The organism is Stenotrophomonas sp. 2201_Sma (genome assembly GCF_056486685.1).
In genome coordinates, this window is the sequence record NZ_CM151329.1 from 4,156,830 (window position 1) to 4,177,077 (window position 20,248).

A 20,248-nucleotide genomic window follows, 5' to 3' on the forward strand; every position below is an offset into this window, starting at 1 on the left:
ATGGACCTGAAAAGTGGCTATCCCTGGTGGGCCGTACGCAATGGCCTGATCCAGGCATTTCCCCCGCTGGAGGGCGACCTGCGCTGCGATGTGCTGGTGGTCGGCGGCGGCATCACCGGCGCACTGATCGCCGATGAGCTGTCAGGTCACGGTCACGAGGTCGCCCTGATCGAGCAGCGCGACATCGGTTGGGGCAGCACCGCCGCCAGCACCGCGCTGTTGCAGTACGAGATCGACACCCATCTGCTGGAACTGGCCCAGCGCTATGGCCACGACGCGGCCACGCTGGCCTACCGGGCCTGTGCCGAGGCGATCCCGGCACTGGGCGAAGTGGCGCGTGGCCTGAAGGACGTGGACTTCCGGCGCATGGACAGCCTGTACCTGGCCAGTCGCCACCGCGACGTGCCCCGCCTCATGGCCGAGGGCCAGGCACGCCGCAGCGCCGGCCTGGACGCCCGCTGGCTGGACCCGGAGGCGCTGGCGGAGCGCTTCGATGTGGACGCCGGCGGCGCATTGCTGACCCGGCAGGCAGCGCGGGTCGACCCTTACTGCCTCACCTATGGATTGCTGAAGCGGGTGCGCCAGCGCGGCGGCCACATTCACGATCGCACCGTGCTGCACACGCTGACGCCAGGCACACGGGGCGTAACCGCCCAGACCGAATCAGGCGCGACGATCCGCGCAGGCCACGTGGTGCTGGCGATGGGATACGCCAACCAGCGCTGGCTCTCGCAGCGCGTCGCACGCAACCGCAGCAGCTATGCCTTCATCACCGACCCTGTCGATGCCGCGGTGCTGGGCCCCCTGCAGCGCACGATGGTGTGGGAAAGCGCGCGCCCCTATCTGTACCTGCGGGCCACCGGCGACCGTCGCCTGCTGGTGGGCGGGCTGGACGATGCCATCGATATTCCGGCACGGCGCGACCGGCGGGTGGAAGGCAAGGCAGACAAGCTCATGAAGCAGCTGCTGCACTGGTTCCCCAAGCTCGACCCGGTGCCGGCATTCTCATGGGCCGGTACCTTCGCCGAGACCGCCGACGGATTGCCGTTCTTCGGCCCGCATGAACAGTGGGGGCCGCGCGTGCACCTGGCAATGGCCTACGGCGGCAACGGCATCACCTATTCCATGATCGGCGCACAGCTGCTGCGGGCCCGCATCGAGCGGCGCAAGCATCCGCTGGCGGAGCTGTTCGGGTTCGGGCGGCTGTGACCTGCAGCCGGGCATGGCCCGGCTCTACCCCAATCCGGTGCCGACAGGCATCATTCAAGCACGCCCTGCTAGCGTCGGCCTGTAACGCCGCGTGTGGCGTGGTCCCTGTCCGCTGGAGCGCCAAGATGATCCGCCCCCTGACCCTGCTGTTGTGCCTGGCCCTGCCCGGGACCGTGCTCGCCCAGTCCGCTGCCGGCGCCACCGCACCGCAGGCATCCGGGTTGGACCTGACATTGCCGCAGGCGCCGATGCGTTACCTCAACGATCCGACGTTGCAGCAGGACCCGCCGGGCACCTACTACGGTGACAAGAGTGGCCCGCGCGTGCACGACGATGCCGGCATCGCCGACGTGCAGGACGACAAGGTGAAGGTCTCCGGCAGTTTCACCACCGGCATCGGGTACTCCAAGCGGGGTGGCAACAGCCACTACAACGCCGCCACCCTGAATCTGAGCAAGAACTACACCACCGACGAGGGCAAGACCCGCGGGGTGAACCTCAACATCCACGTCAGCGAAGGCGAGGGCCCGGGGTTCTTCGGCCCGTATGGCGGCTACTACGGTCGCGGCCCGGGCTACTGGGACTACCCGCCGCCCTACGGCTGGTAAGCACCTGCGGGTAGCGCCGGGCCATGCCCGGCGAGCGCAGCGCATGCATCAGGCCGCCGGGCATGGCCCGGCGCTACCCGAGGCGGTCAATCCAGCCAGCCGTCGCGTTCGCTGTGCAGGATGCGGCCGTCATAGCCGCTCAGGCGCACCTCGACCTTCTGGTTGCGGGCGTTTCGCGCTTCCAGCGACCAGGTGGCGCCATCGCGCTCCAGCGAGTGGATCTCGCGCAGGCCCTGCGACTGTGCCTTGGCCAGCACCTGCTCGGTCGGCAGCAGCGCGCGGCCGTTGTGTTCATCGAAGATCTCGCCGGTCTTCGGGTCCACGTAGACCTCGCTGAAGCGGCCATCGGCGCGGCTGACGTCGGCTTCCCACAGGCCGTCATCGCGTTCGATCTCGTGGATCTGGGTGTAGCCGGCCTTGCGCAGGGCCTGCTCGGCCTGGGCCATGCCCAGCGGTGCAGCGTGCGCGGCCGGAGCGATGGCCAGCGCGGCGACGGTGGCGAGGGTGAGCGACTTCAGCATGGGAGTTCTCCTGTTCGTGGCCGGACCATTCCGGCAGCACCACGATGCCGCGGTCGGCTAACAGCCCCTTAGCGGCCATCGTTAGTCGGCTGTTAGTCGGCGGTGCCATGCTCGCGCCTGTCGCCATCGCCCGAGGATCCGTCACCGATGCTGGTCTCCCTGCCCCTGCTGCTGGCCCTGGCCACTCCGGGCTCCGCTGCCGGCCCTGCGCCGGACCCGGCGCAGCAGGTCGCGCGCCGCGCCGTGCAGCAGGGCCGTTACGTGCCCCTGGAACAGGTGGTGCGCGACGCGCTCAGGCGCCAGCCCGGCCAACTGCTGGAGGTGGAGCTGGACGACGCGGTGTACGAGGTGGAGATCCTGCGTGACGACGGCGCAGTGGTGGAGCTGGACTATGATGCGCGCAACGGGACGTTGTTGAAGATGGAACTGGACGACTGATGCGGATCCTGCTTGCCGAGGATGACACCGAGCTGGCCAAACGCCTGCAGCCCCTGCTGGAGCAGGCCGGCTACGTGGTCGATGTGGCCACCGATGGCCGTCGTGCGGAAGAGATCGGACAGATCGAGGACCTGCATGCCGCGGTCGTCGATCTTGGCCTGCCCGGCCTGGATGGACTGAGCGTGATCGAGCGCTGGCGTGCTCATGGCCGCGATTTTCCGGTGCTGGTGCTGACCGCACGCAGCCGCTGGCACGACAAGCTGGCCGGCTTCGATGCAGGCGCCGATGACTACCTGACCAAACCGTTCCAGGCCGATGAACTGGTGCTGCGCCTGCGTGCCCTGATCCGCCGCAGCCGGGGCCACGCCAGCCCGCGCCTGCAGTGCGGCCCCCTGCAGCTTGACGTCAACGCCGGTCGCTTTGAACTGGACGGGCAACCGTTGCCGCTGAGTCCCCAGGAGTTCCGCGTACTGAGTTACTTCATCCATCACGCCGGCCGCGTGATCAGCCGCGACCGCCTCGGCGAACAGGTCTTCGAAGGCGGTTACGATCCGGACTCGAACGCGCTGGACGTGCTGCTTGGCCGGGTGCGGCGCAAGCTGGGCGTGGAACTGATCCATACCGTGCGTGGCCAGGGTTGGCGGCTGGCCGAGGCATGAGCGCGCGCCAGCCTTCATTGCGGCGGCGGCTGCTGCTGGTGGGGGGCATCGGCCTGGTGCTGGTGTCGGTGCTGGCCAGCGTGCTGCTGGGCGAGCTGTTCAAGCGCAGCGCGCGCGACCGTCTTGACGGCGAGTTGCAGCAGGACATGCTGACTCTGCTCGCGCAGGCGGAGATCGATCCCGACGGACAGCTGCGGCTGCGCCAGGAACCCAACGACGCGCGCTTCCAGCGTGTGTTCTCCGGCGCCTACTGGCAGATCACCGACCGCAACGGCAAGGTGCTGCTGCAGTCGCGCTCGCTGTGGGACCAGACGCTGCCGGTCACGGCCACCGGCCCGGCCGAGCGCAATCTGAGCGGGCCGATGCAGCAATCGCTGCGTGCCCGTGTGCAGCAGGTGCGCCTGCCACGTGCATCGCAGCCCTACATTGCGCTGGTTGCCCATGATCGCAGCGCGCTGGACGCGGACACCGCCGCCTTCCGTCAGCGCAGCGCGCTGGCGCTGGGCCTGCTGGTCGCGGCTTGGCTGGCGGTGCTGGCCAGCCAGGTGCATTTCGGCCTGCGCCCACTGCGCGGCCTGGGCCAGCAGCTGGAACGCATCCGCCGTGGCGATGCCGAGCGCATCGACCGCAGCCGGCTGGATCTGGAGATCGCGCCGCTGGCCGATGAGCTCGATGCCCTGCTCGATCACCACCAGCGCATGGTCGCGCGCGCGCGCAGCAGCGCCGAGGACCTGGCGCATGCCCTGAAGACCCCGCTGAGCGTGCTGGTGGCCGAGGCGGAGGGTGAAGGACGCGGCTGGCGGCGCACGGTGCACGAACAGGGCGCGCGCATGCGAGCGAGCATCGACCGCTACCTGGCCGCCGGCCTGGCCGTGGATCACCACCAGCGCAGCGATGTGGCGCCCGCGGTGGAGGCACTGTGCCGGTTGATGACCCGCGTGCATGCCGGCCGCCGCATCCGCTTCCAGATGGACGTGGCACACGGGCTGGCCTTCGCCGGCGCAGCGACCGACCTGGAGGAGATGCTGGGCAACCTGCTGGACAACGCCGGCAAGTGGGCCGCCAGCGAAGTGCGCCTGCGAGCCCTGGCCAAACAGGACCGGCTGCATATCGAAGTGCGCGATGACGGCCCGGGGCTGGACGAAGCCAAGCTGGAGACGGTCCTGCAGCGTGGCGTACGCCTGGACGAGCGGGTGGAAGGCAGCGGCCTGGGCCTTGCGATCGCCGCGGAGATCGCCGCCAGCCACGGCGGCTCACTGCGCCTTTCCAACGAGAACCCGGGACTGCGCGCACGGTTGGAACTGCCGCTGGCCCCGACGGACGCCCCGCCTCCCCGGTAGAGCCGCCCCGGCGCTGCACGACCCGCCTCAGCGGTGATGCATCCACCAGCAGTCGATGGCGTCGAGCACGATGTGGATCACCAGGCCGATGCCCACCAGGCGGGTCTTCTTCGGCACGCACAGCCCGGCATACACCGCGATCGCCGGCGCGGTGTGCAACGGGTGGAAGCCGATGCTGCAGCGGTTCGGCGCGTAGATCGGATCGGCCAGCAGATGGTCGAGGTCGATGATCCAGCCCAGCAGCATCAGCAACCACGCCGACGCAAAGCGCTTGCGCCAGAACAGCCATGCCAGCAGGGCTGGCACGGCGGCATGCAGGAACAGGTGGAAGATCGCGCGGGCGCTCATCAGGACCGATAGCGCCGGGCCATGCCCGGCGTTGCCGCGGGCATCAGACCAGCGGCTCGTCGGACAGGTAGGTGTAGCCGGTCAGGCCCGCCTCCAGCGCCTGCGACAGTTCCTGCGCACGCTCCGGCGACAGCCCGGCGGCAGCCACGCGCTGGGCATAGGCCGCGCGCAGGTCGTCCAGCCGGTAGCCCACGTAGTCCAGCATCACGTCGGTGGTGTCGCCACGACGCTGCTGGGTGATCGCGTAGCCGTCCGCGTCAGCCACCACTTCCACCGCGTCGGTGTCACCGAACAGATTGTGGATGTCGCCCAGGATCTCCTGGTAGGCACCGACCATGAAGAAGCCGATGCGGTAGCTCTCGCCATGCTTGATCGCGTGCAGCGGCAGCGAACTGTCCAGGCTCTCGTTCTCGACATAGGTCTTGACCATGCCGTCCGAGTCGCAGGTCATGTCGGCAATGATGCCGCGACGGTCCGGCACTTCGTCCAGCCGCTCGATCGGCACGATCGGGAACACCTGGTCGATGGCCCACGCGTCGGGAATCGATTCGAAAACGCTGAAGTTGACGAAGTACTTGTCGACCAGGCGCTCGTTCAGTTCATCCAGCGCCGGACGGTGGCTCTTCTCGTCATAGCTCAGGCGCGCACGCACGCCGTGGGCGATGGCGTAGAACAGGTCGTCGATGCGCGCGCGCTGCGGCAGGTCGATCTGGCCCAGCGCGTAGCTGGACAGGCCTTCGGCATGGAAGTGCTGCGCCTCCTGGAACAGTTCCACCGCCGGGCGCACGTCCAGTTCCTCGTGGATCTCGCGCAGATGACGGATCGAAGCCGGCTCGTCATCGTGCTGGTCCGGCACGCGGCCCTCCTGCGCCTGCTCCACTTCGGACACATTCGCGATCAGCACCGCATGGTGCGCGGTCATCGCACGGCCGCACTCGGTAACGATGCGCGGGGGGGGCAGGCCGTGCTCTTCGCAGGCGTTGGCCAGCGGCTGCACGATGTTGCTGGCATACGAATTCAAGCCGTAGTTGATCGAGCAGAAGCTGCGCGAACGGGTGCCCTCGTAATCAACGCCCAGGCCGCCGCCCACGTCCACATGGGTGATCTTCGCGCCCAGCTGCGACAGTTCAACGAAGTAGCGGGTGGCTTCGCGCATGCCGTTGGCGATGTCGCGCACGTTGGAGATCTGCGAGCCCATATGGAAGTGCAGCAGGCTCAGGCAATCGGCGTACTCGGTATCGCGCAGCGACTTCCACAGGTCCAGCAGCTGGCGCGGGGACAGGCCGAACTTGGCCTTGTCGCCCCCGCTGTTCTGCCACTTGCCGGCGCCCAGCGACGCCAGCCGCATGCGCACGCCCAGGCCGGGCTTCACGTCCAGCGCCTTGGACTCTTCCAGCACCAGCTTCAGCTCGGACGGCTTCTCGATGACGATGAAGGTCTGCAGGCCCAGCTTGCGACCGATCAGGGCCAGGCGGATGTACTCACGGTCCTTGTAGCCGTTGCAGACGATCAGGCCGCCCGGGCGCGACAGTGCCAGCACCGCCATCAGCTCCGGCTTGCTGCCCGCTTCCAGGCCGAAGCCCTCGCCGTGGTGGCTGGCCAGGGTACCGGCCACGCCGCGGTGCTGGTTGACCTTGATCGGGTACACCGCGGTGTAACCACCCGCGTAATCCCAGTCCTGCTGGGCCTGGGCGAATGCCGCCTGCAGCTTGCCCAGGCGCTGGCCGAGGATGTCCGGGAAGCGCACCAGCAGTGGCAGCTTGGCGCCCGCCTCGCGGGCGGCGTCCACCACCTTGGGCAGCGACACCACCGGGCCGTCCGCCCCGGTCGGTCTCACCACCATGTGCCCGGCCTGATCCACGTCGAAGTAACCATCCGCCCAATGCGGGATCGAGTAGGTCTTGCGGGCTTGGTCGAGGGACCAATCGGTCATTTCAGTCGGCCTTGTTGGCAATAAAAGGGGGGGCATGATAACGCCTATATGCCCACAGGTTCGTTATCATGCGCGCCCGCGCCCGTGACCCGGCTCCTGCCGGACCTGAACAGGCCGATCCGTCCGGATGTGGCTTGCGCCACGCGGCCCCGTGCCGCCAACCCGGCTCTACCCCCTCCGAACAGGACCCCAGAAGGACACGTCCCATGACTGACAGCAACAACTGGTACATCGAGCATTTCGAGCGCACCGGCTCGGCCATCGGCTACCGCATCACCGGCAAGCTGGACGAGGTGCAGTCGCCCTTCCAGAAGATCGAGATCTTCCAGACCACCGACTGGGGCAACCTGATGACCATCGATGGCGCCATCATGCTGACCAGCAAGGACAACTTCTTCTATCACGAGATGATCAGCCACCCGGTGCTGTTCACCCACGCCGCCCCCAAGCGCGTGGTGATCATCGGTGGCGGCGACTGCGGCACCCTGCGCGAAGTGCTCAAGCACAAGGGCGTGGAGAGCGTGACCCAGTGCGACATCGACGAGCAGGTCACGGTGATGGCGCGCAAGCACTTCCCGGAGCTGTGCGACTCCAACGACGATCCGCGCGCCGAACTGCTGTTCGACGACGGTGTGGCCTACATGGCCAACTGCCCGGCCGGCAGCGTGGACGTGGTGATCGTGGACTCCACCGACCCGGTCGGCCCGGGCGAAGGCCTGTTCAACAAGGCCTTCTACGAGAGCTGCTTCAAGGCGCTGAAGGACGATGGCATCCTGGTGCAGCAGTCCGAATCGCCGCTGATGCAGCTGGAACTGATCAACGAGATGCGTACCGAGATGGGCAAGGCCGGCTTCGGTTCGTTCAAGACCCTGCCGTTCCCGCAGCCGTGCTACCCGACCGGCTGGTGGAGCGTGACCATGGCGCGCAAGGGCGACAGCAGCTTCGACTTCCGCCAGGCCGATTCGGCCGCCAAGACCTTCACGACCCTGTACTACACCGCCGCGCTGCACACCGGCGTGCTGGTGACCCCGCCGTTCGTGCAGGCGGCATTGAAGTAAAGAAAAACCCGCGCTGGCGACAGCGCGGGTTGTTCGTGTTCCGGTAGCGCCGGGCGATGCCCGGCGGCCGTTCGATCAGATCGCCCAGATTCCGGCAATCACCGCCGCCACCAGACCCCACTTGATGACCTGGTAGGCCACCACGCTGCGCTCGCGCAGCGCCTTGGCCTTCAGACGCACCTTGTACAGGCTGCCGAATGCCTTGTTGACACCCCCGGTCGGATCACCTGGCAGGTTCGGCGAAGCGCCACCGGCCAGCAGCGTGGCGGCCACCGCACGGTTGAACAGGCCCGGCAGGCCGAAGCGCAGCGGGCGCGCGATGTCGCAGAACAGGATCACTCGGTCCTGCTCGGTCTCGTTATGCGCGTGGTGGATGTAGGTTTCGTCGAACATCATCCACTCGCCGTCGCGCCAGCTCTTCCGGATGCCGTCCACTTCGATGTAGCAGGCATCATCGTTGGGGGTGCTCAGGCCCAGGTGCAGGCGCAGCGAACCGGCGAACGGATCGCGGTGCGGACGCAGCTCGCTGCCCGGCGGCAGCTGCGCGAACATCGCTGCGCGAACATCCGGAATCGACTCGATCAGGGCCACGGTCTTCGGGCACAGCGTCTTCGCTGACGGGTGCGAGGGGCCGTACCAGCGCAGGTAGAAGCGCTTCCAGCCACGGCGGAAGAACGAGTTGAAGCCCGCATCGTTGAAACTGCTGGACGCAGCGATCTTCTGCGCATCGCGCAGCGCCAGCGCCTCGTCACGGATCATCTGCCAGTTCTGGCGCAGCGGTTCCAGCTGCGGAAACTCCTTGCCCGGGTCCAGAAACGGCGTGGTCGGCACCTTCGAGAACATGTACATGACCACGTTGATCGGGGCCATGAAACTGGAGTGGTCCAGCAGCTGGCGCGACCAGCGCGCGCGGACCTTGCCACGGAAGTGGATGTACAGCACGCAGGCCACGAACAGCACTGCCAGTACGATCTTGATCATCAAAAACTTTCCTCCGGCGGCAGCCGGAACGGGAATCAGGGGGCGATGCACGGCGCAGGCGGCCGGCATCGGTGGCAACGCGGCAGGGGACGGGGACGTGCCGGAACGGGGCGGCCGCCGATGTCGCGGATGAACAGCTTATGGTCGGCAGGCCGTGCGCCGGGGTCAAGCCACACGTGCGCCATGTTCAGCGGCGCTTGGCTGAACGGGTGTATTTCTTCTTCAACTTATTGATTTTCAACGCCTCAAACCGAAAAGTGAGACGAAATTGTCCGCCCGTGCGCGACGAACTGTTCCAGCCACGGCCCCGACATTTCTCCGACAGAACGTGGATTAGCGAACTTGCCGGTACTAAAATTGACTTAACGAAAGTTTAGCCAGCTTCCCCCGCCTCACCGGTTCGCTTGACGCTTCAGCGCCGCCCACCGGGTCGTCCGAGACCCCGCCATGCCCCTTCCTGCCTCCCCCTGCCAGACCTGCGGCGATGACGCCACCACGCCCCTGCTGCTCAAGCGTGGCGAACGCCTCCTGGCCCCCGATGTCTACCGCACCTGCCTGGATGGCCGCGAGGCCGTCATCAAGGACTACTCCCGCTATCGCGGTACGCCGCTGTCGCTGGTCGCACGCCTGATGGTGCGCCGTGAAGCGCGCATGCTGCAGCGCCTGGGCGGCTGGAAGCACGCGCCGGCGCTGCTGGGAACACTGGGAGGCCTGGCACTGGGCATGGAGTTCATTCCCGGCCAGACCCTCAGCACCGCCCAGGCAGTCGGCAATGAAGTGTTCGAGCAGCTGCAGCACGCACTCAGCCGCCTGCATGCGGCCGGCATCACCCATAACGATCTGCACGGCACCAACGTGGTGGTCAGCGGCGGCGTACCGGTGCTGCTGGACTTCACCTCGGCCTGGCGCGCACCGCGCTGGCTGCGCCGCAATCCGCTGACCCGGCAGATGCGCCGCAGCGACATGAAGAACCTGCTGAAGATCCGCCAGCGCGTGACCGGACAGGCGCCCAGCGCCACCCAGGCCGCCCTGGTAGCCGACCCCGGCTGGGTGGCCGCAGTGCGCCAGAGCTGGAAGCGGTTCTATAAGTGGGCGAAGCGCCGGTAAGCGTCGCTCCGCTCACCGCTTTACCGCTCCTTGTAGAGCCGAGCCCATGCTCGGCTGCTCTTTGTAGAGTCGAGCAAGCTCGACTCTACATGACGGCGGAACGGCAGCCGAGCATCGGCTCGGCTCTACAACATCCCGCCGGACGGCTTACAACGCGTCTGCGTCCAGCTCGCCGGTACGGATACGCACCACGCTGCCCAGGTCATACACGAATACCTTGCCGTCGCCGATCTTGCCGGTACCGGCCGCCTTGACGATGGCTTCCACCACCGCCTCCACCTGGTCATCGGTCACGGCCACTTCCAGCTTCACCTTCGGCAGGAAGTCGACCACGTACTCGGCGCCACGGTACAGCTCGGTATGCCCCTTCTGGCGGCCGAAGCCCTTGACCTCCGTCACCGTGATGCCGGTGACGCCACGCTCGGCCAGCGCTTCGCGCACGTCGTCGAGCTTGAACGGCTTGATCACCGCCATGACCATCTTCATCGTCGATCTCCTGTCTTCCGGCGTGGAGGATAGCGCCTGAACGCGCCCGGTGCGACGCCGCGGCTGCCTGTCCGGGCAGCGCGCGCCGGCAGTATCCTTGTGGCTGAACGGCCTGCCCGCGCCTGATGCGCGGGCGCCACCCACGGAGCACCCCATGATCGACCTGAACCAAATCGATGACCTCGCCCGCCGCCTCAGCGACCTGGTGCCGCCGGGCCTGCGCGAATCACGCGAGGAACTGCAGGCCACCTTCAAGAGCGCGCTGCAGGCTGGGCTGGCCAAGCTCGATCTGGTCACGCGCGAGGAATTTGAGGTGCAGCGCGCGGTGCTGCTGAAGACCCGCCAGAAGCTGGATGCGCTGGAAACAGCGGTGCGCGAGCTGGAAGGGCGCCGCGCCGCAGAATGAAAAAGGAGGCGCGCTGCGCCTCCCACTTACAGATTATTTCCCGGATGGGGCCTTGCAGCAAGGCCCACCTGGCCCCCTAGACTCGCCGGCCTGTCGATCCGGCAGGACAACCTGGGGGTATCGCGATGACGCAGGACACCGAATGGACACCCGTTTCGCAGGACACCTGCGATCAGGTCGCCGGGCCGTTCTATCACGGCACCCGGGCCGACCTGGCCACGGGCGATCTGCTGGTAGCCGGCTACGGATCCAACTATCGCGATGGCGTGGTGATGAACCACATCTACTTCACCACGATTGCCAAGGGCGCCGGGCTGGCCGCGGAGATGGCCCGGGGCGAGGGACCGCCGCGTGTGTACGTGGTGGCACCGACCGGGCCGTTCGAGGACGATCCGAACGTCACCAACAAGAAGTTTCCCGGGAACCCGACACGGTCGTATCGCAGTGCGCAGCCGCTGCGGATTGTCGGTGAGATCACCGAGTGGGAACCCTACGATGCGGACTTCATCCGGCAGTTGAGGGAATTCGTCGCATCGGGGAGTGGCGAGATCATCAACTGATCGTGGGAAGACGCCGACGCGATACGTCGGCGTCTTCCAACAGCCGCGCATGTACGTAGCGTGCTTCCATCATCAGAACCTGATGTGATGGCCTTAGAGGCGCTGCTCGGGCTGCGTCCGCAGTGCATTGGGGCCGTTGCGCAGCAGGTACAGCGCGACCAGGAAGGGCCACAGGGAGTTGATGGAAGAGAACAGGCGCTGGGTGAGTCCCCTGAAACCCTGCGGATCCGCGCCCACCAGGTTCAACCATAGATAGACCACCGCCGCGATGCTCACCACGGCAGTCACGGCATAGGCCCTTCGGTTGGCCGACCAGGCCCTCAGTTCGATATGCGACATCGCCGGCGCAATGATGTTCGCGATACCGATGGCGTAGAAGCCGTGCATCGGATGACCCATGGGCCAGAGCCCATTGGTCAACATGGAGACGCCAAAGATCATCCAGCAGGCGGCACCCACGGCGATCCGGCGACCGGATTCCCGCCATAGCGCAATGGCAAACAGTACGAACCCCAGCCCGCAGCCGATGGCGGCGATCCGTCCGCACAGGCTTGCGAGCGCGGGTGCCTGCAGCAGCTCGCTGGCGTGCTGTGCAATCGGGTTGTAACCGGGTGCGAGCATCGCAGCAACGGTAGTCCAGAACAGGAACCACGGCAGGGGTATCAGACCCGCGAAAAGAAGAGGTCGGCTGTGGCGCAACATCTGCAATGATCCTTGTCGGGGTCTGCGCGGGTCGGCGAATCCATTCAAACACCACCGCCTTCTCGTCCTAAGGGCAGTGCCGCGGCAGTCAGACTCGCCGTGGCGCGCTGGACGGTCAATAGGTGGAAAGTCACTCGCACCTTCGCAGACGCGCGCCGCACGCTGTCGCAATCAACGCACTCTTCTCCCTCCAACAGACGAATCTGACGGATCCGTCCCAGAAATGCCGAAAGCCCCGCCGTTCAAGCCTCTCGCGCCACTTCCCCCTATGCGACAATGCCAGAAACGTCTCGGGCTTTGGCGGCATTGGCCCCGATCCCTTGGCATTCCCCACAACGGCGGGTAATCGTTGCTCCGCCACCGTGCATCGGTGGCCGGGCCTCGAAAACCCGTCGTTGGGAAGTAGTTTGCGCCTGCCAGCCGGCACCACCGCAAGTGGTGTCGGCTGGCAGTCCGTCTGCCGGCTATGGCGGGCGGTGCGTGGGGGCCTCGTGCCCGCCGGTTCCCAACAGCCCGGTTTTCGAGCCACGCATCGTCCGCCACCTCCATCGGTGGCGGCTTCTGTCTGCTTTCAAGGAGCCTGCCATGACCACACCGCATTCCCCGCCGCCGCGCCCCATCCAGGAAGCGCCCTCGCCCGAACCCACCCAGGACCCCAACACCCTCATTGCTGCCCTGCACAGCATCGGGTCCGGTGCAGCATCTGATGGCCGGCCCTGGCCCGAACGCCATCCCCTGCGAGGTCGGCAGATGGCACTGGCCGACGCCGACTGTGCGTTGGCAGGGCAGCGCATCGTGCAGGAGGTCGCGCTGGCGGCCGAGCGCACGCGCCAGAACGGAGCGCCCGAACAGTTCGTGGGCGATCGGGTGATGGAAGGCTTGCTGATGGCCAATCTCGCGCTGACGTCCCTCATCCAGGAACGAGTGCGACCACCGGCCTGAGCCTGCGCTGGCCCCCATCCAAGGCCGGCACGGGCGGGCGGCCACCCGCCCGTGCCGGCGCATTCCCTCAGTAGTCGTAGCTCACGCTGACGCGCAGCGAGCGCGGTGCCTGCCGCACCGTCGCTGCGCCGTACAGCGGGTCCGGCTGCCCCGGATCCAACTCGGAGTACGGCGATTTCCACAACGCCACCTGGCTGTTGAATACGTTGAACACATCCAGGTTGAAGCCCAGTCGCCCAGCCGCCACCGAAGGCCGGTAGGAGACACCCAGATCCAGCTGTTTCAGCCAGGGCAGCCGCCCCTGGCTGCCCGGAGGCGCGGGCTGGCCGTTGTAGAAGTGGTAGGCAATGCCGTAGCCGGAAGGGTCTTCGAAGTTCGGGCCATACGAACCCAATGCGCTGAAGGGCGCGCCGGAAATCACCTTGAGGTTGGCCGAGACCAGCCATTCCGGCGTCAACTGGTAGTAACCATGCAGCTTGAACTGGTGGGTGTGGTCGTTGCTCTGCGGCCCGTTGGTGTGCTCCATCAGCTGCGCGTAATCCCAGGCCTGCGTGGTCGACACCGCCGTCTGGCCGATGCCCGACAGCAGCTGGCCTTCGGTGGTGCCATAGCTGCGCGACCACGTGTAGTCCGCCCGGCCATACCAGCGGCCATCAAACGGGTGCTCCAGCGACAGGTTCACCGCGTAGTAGTTGCGCTTGAACCTGGGGAAGCCCATCTCGGCATTGGTCAGCGGCACGCTTACGTAGTTGCCGCTGGTATCGACCAGATTGAAGGTGTTCGCACGGCCAGGATTGATCAACCAGCAACTGACCGGATTGCTGTCCTTGGTGACGTCATACCCCAGGCTGTCGGCCTTGGCCAGCACCGCGCCGATATCGCAGTAGTCATCCACGCCGCTGCGCAGCACCCGATAGGTCGCCTTCGCGCCGTACACCCAGTTCTGGCCGAGCGCCCTGCTGAAGCCCAGGATGAACTCGTCCTGGTAGGACGGCTCGATGCCGGAGGTCGCCACCGTCTTCGGATCGGGCAGCACGCCGTAGTAGTTGTTGGCCGACACCGCGCCGGAGAACGCGGTGAGGTCGGTTGGATAACCGTTGCTGTCGATGCCGCCATAGGTGTAGTACGTCGAGGTGGCCAGCGTCGCGCCCGCCGCGTTGAAGGCTGGGTTGAGCGGCAGCGCGAGGTAGTAGCGACCCGCGTTGCCGAACACCTTGAAGCGCCCGTCGCCGTCGACGTCCCAGCTGAAGCCCAGCCGCGACGCCCACTGACCGCTGGTCTGCTTGATGTAGGCGTCGCCATCGCGGTTGTAGTTGGTGAACTGATCCAGGCGCAGGCCCAGGTTCAACAGCAGGCGGTCGGTCACCTGCCAGTTGTCCTCGATGTACTGCGCCCGCTGCGAGGCGCGTACCGACGCCAGTGCGCTGTAGATGTACTGGCGCACGTAATAGCCGTCCTCACCATTGCGGATGCCGCCGGTGGCCGGCACGCCCAGGCCGGTATTGAGGGGCACGTTCGGGTTGGACTGGCCATAGATCCAGTAGTAACCGTCGGCGGAGGCCACCGAGCCACGGTTGAGCGCACGGGCATTCTGGTTGTCGATGCCGACCGTGATGCTGTGGTTGCCCCATCTGTAGTTCGCATCCAGTCGCAGGTTGTTGGTGCGGTTGCCGCGATCCGGGTTGACCAGCAGCGACGTGGTCTGCGCATTGGTGATCGGCGTACCACCGTTCAGCGCCGGATTCTGAAGCGTGGCGCTGCTGATGTAGGTCAGGCTGCCGTCGTAGGCCGGGTTGCCGATGTAGTCATCGGTACGCATTTCGCCATACTGCGCGCTGACGGTAAGCCGGCCGGTCAGGTAGCCGGTGTACTTGGCCGTCCACAGGTCGCCACCGGTCTTGGTGGTGTCTTCCTTGCCACGCTGCGCACCGCGGGTGAGCGTGTCGTAGTCGTAAGCGAAGCTATCGCCCCGGAAGACATTGCGGCTGGAGGCTCCGGTCAGTTCCAGCAGGTGGTTGTCGGTGATGTTCCAGTCCAGCTTGGCGTACCAGCGCGGGCGGTCGTACTCATAGCGGGAGTAAGCATTGGTCGCCTCCACATTCTTGACGTCGGTGCCCTCACGGCGCTCGAGCTCGTACGAGCCGAAGAAGAACAGCCGGTCTTCCAGGAGCGGGCCACCGGCGTAGATGCTCTGCGTGGTCACCCACTCGCGGTCCTGGCTTTCCGGTGAATACAGCGCGCCATTGCCCGGGTAACGCACATCGTCCTTGTCCGAGCGCGTGGACGCTGGTTCCCAGGTGACCTGGCCACCGAATCGCCACTCATTGGTGCCGCGCTTGCCCACCGCATTGATGACGCCGCCATCGGAGCGGCCGTACTTGGCGCTGTAGCCACCGGTGTAGATTTCCTGCTGGTCGATGCTGCCGTAGGGCAGCGTGAGGCCACCCAGACCGCGCAGTGGATCGGTGCTGTTGAAGCCATTGATGTAGTAGGCGTTCTCGGCAGCGGACGAACCACCGAAGCTCACCAGCTGTGCACCGGTCGGGCCGGCATAGGTGCCATTGCCACTGTTGCCGTTGACCCCGGGCGCAAGCTGCGCGATCGCCTCGGCCGAGCGACCCAGTGGCAGGCGCTGCAGCTGCTCGGCCGTGATCACCGTGCGCGAGTCCACGCTGCTGACATCGATCGCCGCCGCGGCCCGGTCGGCGCTGACCTGCACACCGTCCAGCCGGGTGACGTCAGTGAAGGACACCTCGGTACTGGCGCCTACCGTCAGCGAAATGCCCTCGCGGGTCTGCAGCACGTTCCCTTCGGCATCGCGTGCTTCCACCACGTAGCGGCCCAGTGGCAGCTGGCCGACGGTAAAGCGGCCTCGCCCATCGACCGTCACCTCGCGGGTGAGGCCGGTATCGCTGCGAACGAAGATGCGCTGGGCGGTGGCCGGCGCCTGTCCGGCGATCGCGCCGGTGGTGGACTGTGCATGAAGTCTGGGAGACGCGGTGGCAAGCAACACCGCCAACGCCAGCAATCGCGGGCGCAGTGAAGAACGAGCTGTCGTCATCGTGGGCTGTACGGGTAGTGGGGGAAGCAATGCCAGCCGCAATCGGTGGACCAGACATCGCACATTCATTAACCCCGCCCGCGCCCCAATGCAGAAATGCTCAGTGGTTATCTGCTTTTGGCCGACGGTCATACCCGCCCGCGAGCGTGCCCGATGCCCACCCGCCTCGTGCCACGCAGCTTCGATGAAGTGAGCTTCAACCAGCTGAGCACCGACGACACGGTGCCGCCACTTGCTAGCGAAAATCAGGAGGTCGGCGCCCGTCGCGCATGGACACCACCCGCCGCATACGCGCCGGTTCGGCGTTGCGCGGTCAGCGTGGCGCGGAACGCTTGCCGAATACCGCCATCAGACCGACGCTGGTGCCGATCAATGCGCCGAAGCCACCCCACTTGGCCGGTTCGCCGACTGACAGCACGATGCCCCCCATGTTCATGTCCATGCCCAGGCCGATCAGGGCACAGAGTATGCCGACGGCAACCCAGTAGGCCGGTTTGCCGGGCAGTTCGAACTTCATCCGGTCAATCATTCTTCTTGCCTCTCTTCATTTGGAATACATGAGGTTGCGGCCTTTCATACGACGTTCCCTTCGCGAACTGCTTGCTATCAGCGAAGTCGCCGACGCGATGATTCGCCATCGACTGTCGCATGAACACCGATGCCTCGGCCAGTGCTTTGGACGACGCTCCATTGCTCAGGCAGTCGTCGATCAGCGTCGCACGCTCAGCAGGTTCGCGTGGGTCCGGTTCTATCGCCGGATCGAAGCGGACCATGCGGCGCAGGCGCACGTCGCTGAGCGCCAGCTTGCGCAGCAAAGCCCTAGGCGCCTGGCCAGCAATGCCTGATGGCGACGGACAGAGTGACGGCCGCACCATCGAGCCTCTCTCTCTGCAGGAAGCACACATGAGCCTGGCCCTGGTCTACAGCCGTGCCCGCGCCGGGGTCGAGGCCCCGCTGGTGCGGGTGGAAGTACATCTTTCCGGTGGCCTGCCCGCCACCCAGATCGTCGGTCTGGCCGAAACCAGTGTGCGCGAGTCGCGCGAACGCGTACGTGCGGCGCTGCTCTGCGCGCGCTTTGATTTCCCGCAACGGCGCATCACCCTGAACCTGGCGCCCGCCGACCTGCCCAAGGAAGGTGGGCGCTACGATCTGGCCATCGCCCTGGGCATTCTTGCCGCCAGTGGCCAGATCCCGCCGCAGTCGCTGCTGCCGTACGAGTTCCTGGGCGAGCTGGGCCTGACCGGCGAGCTGCGCCCGGTTGCAGGCGCGCTGCCCGCCGCCATCGCGGCGGCCGAAGCGGGCCGCATCCTGGTGGTCCCACCGGGGAATGCGGCCGAATCGGCGCTGGCCGAACACGCCGACGTGCGCGTGGCCCGCACGTTGCTGGAATGCTGCGCCGGGTTGGGCAATCCGCGCCTGCTGCCGCAGGTTGAGCGGGTGGACACCACGCCCCTGCCGCTGCCGGATCTGGCCGATGTGCGCGGGCAGGTGCATGCACGGCGCGCGCTGGAAGTGGCTGCGGCCGGCGGGCACCATCTGCTGCTGATCGGCAGCCCCGGTTGTGGCAAGACCCTGCTTGCTTCACGCCTTCCCGGGCTGCTGCCGGCGTCCACCGAGATCGATGCCTTGCAGCTGGCGGCCATCGCCTCGGTCAGCGGCGAAGGGCTGGACCCGAAGCGATGGCGGCAACGACCGTTCCGCGCGCCACACCACAGCGCCAGCGCTGCGGCATTGGTGGGCGGCGGCAATCCGCCCTGCCCCGGCGAGATATCACTGGCGCACCATGGGGTGCTGTTCCTGGACGAACTTCCCGAGTGGAACCGCAGCGCGCTGGAGACCCTGCGCGAGCCGCTGGAATCGGGCCACATCCGCATCGCCCGCGCTGCACGCAGCGTGATGTTTCCGGCGCGGTTCCAGCTGGTCGCGGCGATGAACCCCTGCCCCTGCGGTTGGGCCGGCGACCGCAGCAACCGTTGCCTGTGCACCGATGAGCGGATTACCCGCTATCGCGCCCGAGTCTCCGGCCCGTTGCTGGACCGCATCGACCTGCACATCGCGGTGACGCGCATGGATGCGGTGGAGCTGCGTGAGAGCACGCCGCTGGGCGAGCCCAGTGATGCGGTGCGCGGGCGGGTGGAGGCTGCGCATGCGCGGCAGCAGATGCGCGGGGGACTCAATGCGCATCTGCCGCCCGCTGCGCTGCGCGCGTGCACGCGGTTGAGCGAGGCCGACCAGGATCTTCTGGAACACGCCATCGAGCGCCTGCAACTGTCAGCGCGCGCGATGCATCGCATTCTTCGCGTGGCACGCACGATTGCCGATCTGGCCGGGTGCGAGAACATCCAGACCGCACATCTGGCCGAGGCGATTGGCTATCGACAGCTGGATCGGGGAAAGACTGGGCCGTGACAATTTCGTAAGCGGCCTGACCTGCCGGCCTGACCAACGTGGGTCCATCAAGGTCTGTGTTGCGGACCAGCTCAAGTTCTCCAGTCCATTAGGTCTCTCTGCAACCCTGGTAGACCGGAACATGACCCGCTGTGCGCGACGTCGAATGCCCCTCCCTGCCTGTAGAGCGGAGCGCCTCAGTCTACCAATCAATGGCGGACCTCTATTGCTCCGACAATGCGACTGCGATGAGAACTAAAAACGCGCATCCAACCCAACAAAATCACGTGGTCGGACTAATGGAGGGAACAACTCCCCGCATTCTGAGTAGCACGGCGAACTGGAGTTCAATCCCCAACGAGACGGAGATTAGACATGAAGAAGCGCATTTCCGAAGATCATATCATCGGCATTCTGCTCAGCCTCGGAATTCTCAATGTTTTTCTCCAAAGCTTGTTACCCCTTCTGCACGGAGTTACACAGGGCGACCGCACAATGGCAGACGCGATCAGCGTGCCTCGAGAGGTAGCTGCGATCGCAGATGTGATCGGCCTAGGTATCGCTGAGTACCTGCCTTGGGATGCAGTCGAGCTGAAAGGCAACAATCTCAACGAGACCGTTCGTCGCCGCTACGATGAGCTCAATCGAAGCTCAATTCATGCCTAACGCGCTCCTTCCATAATTTCATTATGAAGGAGCGCACGGCCACAATCTAACACCCCTCAATCCAGACGCCTGAATGGCTGCCACAACTTTGGCACTCACAATTATTTCATTAAACGATCTGTGACCTGAGCCGAAATATTCCGCGCTACGGAAGATCGGTAGTTCGGAGCGCTCAGCTGGGGCTGGGAAAAACCCTCGGGTATGAGGCTCATAGCGCTCTCTGCCGCAACTACTGCACACTACCCCAGACACATCCTCCATCGTCAGGGGCACACGAGCATCGGCCACCAGCTGAACCATGTTTTCCAAGCGGTGACCTTGCGTGTCTTCAACACTGCACGACTGAACTCCTAGCGGCGCCAAGTAATCCCTCCACGCTGAGGCCAGCATAAAGCACACGCCGCCCACCCAGTTCAGCTGAAGGAATGAATTCCTCCCCCATTTGAGCGTCTTCTTTACTCTAAACGAACTATTCTGACGAGCCCCCAATCCACACTCAGCACAATAATCGCCCAGATCGAATGTTTGCTCAAGGAATCCGAAATCCTCCTCCGGCTGAGGGTAGCCACTTATGTGGGTCGGGCGCAGTACGCAATAGGAAGCGCCCGAAATTTCACCCTTCGAAAACTCAGTATCTACGGTAAAGAATCCACCCCAACTCTCAACGAGATCGGAAATTTCCTGCCAGACTTCCGACCCCTCCTCCGCATGGCAGACTCCAATTCCCAATCCAATTGGTGAAGGCTTAGGCGCCTCGTACTTCACACCAAGCCGCTCCAATGGTGATCGATAGCTCTCGTCCCAATTAAATACGTATCGATACTTAATCTTCATT

General features: G+C 65.7%; 22 protein-coding genes. 12 read left to right on the top strand and 10 right to left on the bottom strand.

Annotation, left to right across the window (positions count from 1 at the left end):
* On the top strand, window positions 1–1,209 hold the full coding sequence (locus ACZLIF_RS19110) for an NAD(P)/FAD-dependent oxidoreductase (RefSeq protein WP_128988317.1): 1,209 nt from the start codon (window positions 1–3) through the stop codon (window positions 1,207–1,209).
* A gap of 125 nt (window positions 1,210–1,334) precedes the next feature.
* A complete protein-coding gene (locus ACZLIF_RS19115; RefSeq protein ID WP_053520406.1) occupies window positions 1,335–1,817 on the top strand; it encodes a hypothetical protein in 483 nt (160 codons plus the stop codon).
* Between the two features lie 86 nt (window positions 1,818–1,903).
* On the opposite strand, the gene ACZLIF_RS19120 is transcribed toward ACZLIF_RS19115, so the two are convergent.
* Window positions 1,904–2,338, bottom strand: a complete 435-nt coding sequence (locus ACZLIF_RS19120; RefSeq protein ID WP_128988319.1) for a PepSY domain-containing protein — start codon at window positions 2,336–2,338, stop codon at window positions 1,904–1,906.
* 147 nt (window positions 2,339–2,485) lie between these two features.
* Between ACZLIF_RS19120 and ACZLIF_RS19125 the strand changes: the two genes are divergently transcribed.
* The 3 genes from ACZLIF_RS19125 to ACZLIF_RS19135 are packed head-to-tail and all read left to right on the top strand — an operon-like array spanning window position 2,486 to window position 4,775.
* Window positions 2,486–2,776 (top strand): PepSY domain-containing protein, encoded by a 291-nt coding sequence (locus ACZLIF_RS19125; RefSeq protein ID WP_053520369.1) that lies wholly within the window; start codon window positions 2,486–2,488, stop codon window positions 2,774–2,776.
* Entirely contained in the window at window positions 2,776–3,435 is a 660-nt protein-coding gene (locus ACZLIF_RS19130) for a response regulator transcription factor (RefSeq protein ID WP_053520370.1), read from the top strand. The genes ACZLIF_RS19125 and ACZLIF_RS19130 overlap by 1 nt, the downstream gene beginning before the upstream one ends.
* Window positions 3,432–4,775, top strand: a complete 1,344-nt coding sequence (locus ACZLIF_RS19135) for a sensor histidine kinase (protein ID WP_128988321.1) — start codon at window positions 3,432–3,434, stop codon at window positions 4,773–4,775. The genes ACZLIF_RS19130 and ACZLIF_RS19135 overlap by 4 nt, the downstream gene beginning before the upstream one ends.
* A gap of 27 nt (window positions 4,776–4,802) precedes the next feature.
* Here ACZLIF_RS19135 and ACZLIF_RS19140 read toward each other — a convergent pair whose 3' ends face one another.
* The gene (locus ACZLIF_RS19140) at window positions 4,803–5,123 is read right to left on the bottom strand and encodes a DUF6122 family protein (protein ID WP_065174355.1); all 321 of its coding nucleotides are present in this window, start codon (window positions 5,121–5,123) and stop codon (window positions 4,803–4,805) included.
* A gap of 43 nt (window positions 5,124–5,166) precedes the next feature.
* Window positions 5,167–7,056 carry an arginine decarboxylase gene (speA, locus tag ACZLIF_RS19145; RefSeq protein WP_053520373.1) on the bottom strand — a complete coding sequence of 630 codons (1,890 nt, stop codon included), beginning with the start codon at window positions 7,054–7,056 and terminating at the stop codon, window positions 5,167–5,169.
* A gap of 206 nt (window positions 7,057–7,262) precedes the next feature.
* Between speA and speE the strand changes: the two genes are divergently transcribed.
* The gene (speE, locus tag ACZLIF_RS19150; protein WP_128988323.1) at window positions 7,263–8,114 is read left to right on the top strand and encodes a polyamine aminopropyltransferase; all 852 of its coding nucleotides are present in this window, start codon (window positions 7,263–7,265) and stop codon (window positions 8,112–8,114) included.
* A gap of 75 nt (window positions 8,115–8,189) precedes the next feature.
* On the opposite strand, the gene ACZLIF_RS19155 is transcribed toward speE, so the two are convergent.
* Window positions 8,190–9,095 (bottom strand): aspartyl/asparaginyl beta-hydroxylase domain-containing protein, encoded by a 906-nt coding sequence (locus ACZLIF_RS19155; protein ID WP_164972362.1) that lies wholly within the window; start codon window positions 9,093–9,095, stop codon window positions 8,190–8,192.
* A gap of 447 nt (window positions 9,096–9,542) precedes the next feature.
* Here ACZLIF_RS19155 and ACZLIF_RS19160 point away from each other — a divergent pair, with 447 nt between their 5' ends.
* Window positions 9,543–10,202: an RIO1 family regulatory kinase/ATPase domain-containing protein gene (locus ACZLIF_RS19160; protein WP_128988327.1), complete on the top strand. Its 660-nt coding sequence runs from the start codon at window positions 9,543–9,545 to the stop codon at window positions 10,200–10,202.
* A 147-nt stretch (window positions 10,203–10,349) separates the two neighbouring features.
* Here ACZLIF_RS19160 and ACZLIF_RS19165 read toward each other — a convergent pair whose 3' ends face one another.
* Window positions 10,350–10,688 carry a P-II family nitrogen regulator gene (locus tag ACZLIF_RS19165; protein ID WP_005411374.1) on the bottom strand — a complete coding sequence of 113 codons (339 nt, stop codon included), beginning with the start codon at window positions 10,686–10,688 and terminating at the stop codon, window positions 10,350–10,352.
* Window positions 10,689–10,842: 154 nt separating this feature from the next.
* On the opposite strand from ACZLIF_RS19165, the gene ubiK reads away from it, so the two are divergent.
* Window positions 10,843–11,094 carry a ubiquinone biosynthesis accessory factor UbiK gene (ubiK, locus tag ACZLIF_RS19170; RefSeq protein ID WP_053518135.1) on the top strand — a complete coding sequence of 84 codons (252 nt, stop codon included), beginning with the start codon at window positions 10,843–10,845 and terminating at the stop codon, window positions 11,092–11,094.
* Window positions 11,095–11,219: 125 nt separating this feature from the next.
* A complete protein-coding gene (gene arr, locus ACZLIF_RS19175; protein ID WP_065181514.1) occupies window positions 11,220–11,654 on the top strand; it encodes an NAD(+)--rifampin ADP-ribosyltransferase in 435 nt (144 codons plus the stop codon).
* 93 nt (window positions 11,655–11,747) lie between these two features.
* Here arr and ACZLIF_RS19180 read toward each other — a convergent pair whose 3' ends face one another.
* Window positions 11,748–12,356 carry a DUF998 domain-containing protein gene (locus ACZLIF_RS19180; RefSeq protein WP_128988329.1) on the bottom strand — a complete coding sequence of 203 codons (609 nt, stop codon included), beginning with the start codon at window positions 12,354–12,356 and terminating at the stop codon, window positions 11,748–11,750.
* A 585-nt stretch (window positions 12,357–12,941) separates the two neighbouring features.
* On the opposite strand from ACZLIF_RS19180, the gene ACZLIF_RS19185 reads away from it, so the two are divergent.
* A complete protein-coding gene (locus ACZLIF_RS19185) occupies window positions 12,942–13,298 on the top strand; it encodes a hypothetical protein (protein ID WP_128988331.1) in 357 nt (118 codons plus the stop codon).
* Window positions 13,299–13,365: 67 nt separating this feature from the next.
* On the opposite strand, the gene ACZLIF_RS19190 is transcribed toward ACZLIF_RS19185, so the two are convergent.
* From ACZLIF_RS19190 to ACZLIF_RS19200, 3 genes are all read right to left on the bottom strand, one after another.
* A complete protein-coding gene (locus ACZLIF_RS19190; RefSeq protein WP_128988333.1) occupies window positions 13,366–16,359 on the bottom strand; it encodes a TonB-dependent receptor in 2,994 nt (997 codons plus the stop codon).
* A 313-nt stretch (window positions 16,360–16,672) separates the two neighbouring features.
* Complete coding sequence (locus tag ACZLIF_RS19195) at window positions 16,673–16,876, bottom strand: hypothetical protein (protein WP_128988335.1); 204 nt, start codon at window positions 16,874–16,876, stop codon at window positions 16,673–16,675.
* Window positions 16,877–16,880: 4 nt separating this feature from the next.
* A complete protein-coding gene (locus tag ACZLIF_RS19200; RefSeq protein WP_128988337.1) occupies window positions 16,881–17,174 on the bottom strand; it encodes a hypothetical protein in 294 nt (97 codons plus the stop codon).
* A gap of 88 nt (window positions 17,175–17,262) precedes the next feature.
* Between ACZLIF_RS19200 and ACZLIF_RS19205 the strand changes: the two genes are divergently transcribed.
* Together ACZLIF_RS19205 and ACZLIF_RS19210 are read left to right on the top strand one after the other, a co-directional pair.
* Window positions 17,263–18,768 carry a YifB family Mg chelatase-like AAA ATPase gene (locus ACZLIF_RS19205; RefSeq protein ID WP_128988339.1) on the top strand — a complete coding sequence of 502 codons (1,506 nt, stop codon included), beginning with the start codon at window positions 17,263–17,265 and terminating at the stop codon, window positions 18,766–18,768.
* Window positions 18,769–19,122: 354 nt separating this feature from the next.
* Entirely contained in the window at window positions 19,123–19,413 is a 291-nt protein-coding gene (locus ACZLIF_RS19210) for a hypothetical protein (RefSeq protein WP_128988341.1), read from the top strand.
* A gap of 21 nt (window positions 19,414–19,434) precedes the next feature.
* Here the strand turns inward: ACZLIF_RS19210 and ACZLIF_RS19215 are convergent, their stop codons facing one another.
* The gene (locus ACZLIF_RS19215; RefSeq protein ID WP_459062405.1) at window positions 19,435–20,247 is read right to left on the bottom strand and encodes a hypothetical protein; all 813 of its coding nucleotides are present in this window, start codon (window positions 20,245–20,247) and stop codon (window positions 19,435–19,437) included.
* Window position 20,248 lies beyond the last annotated feature (1 nt).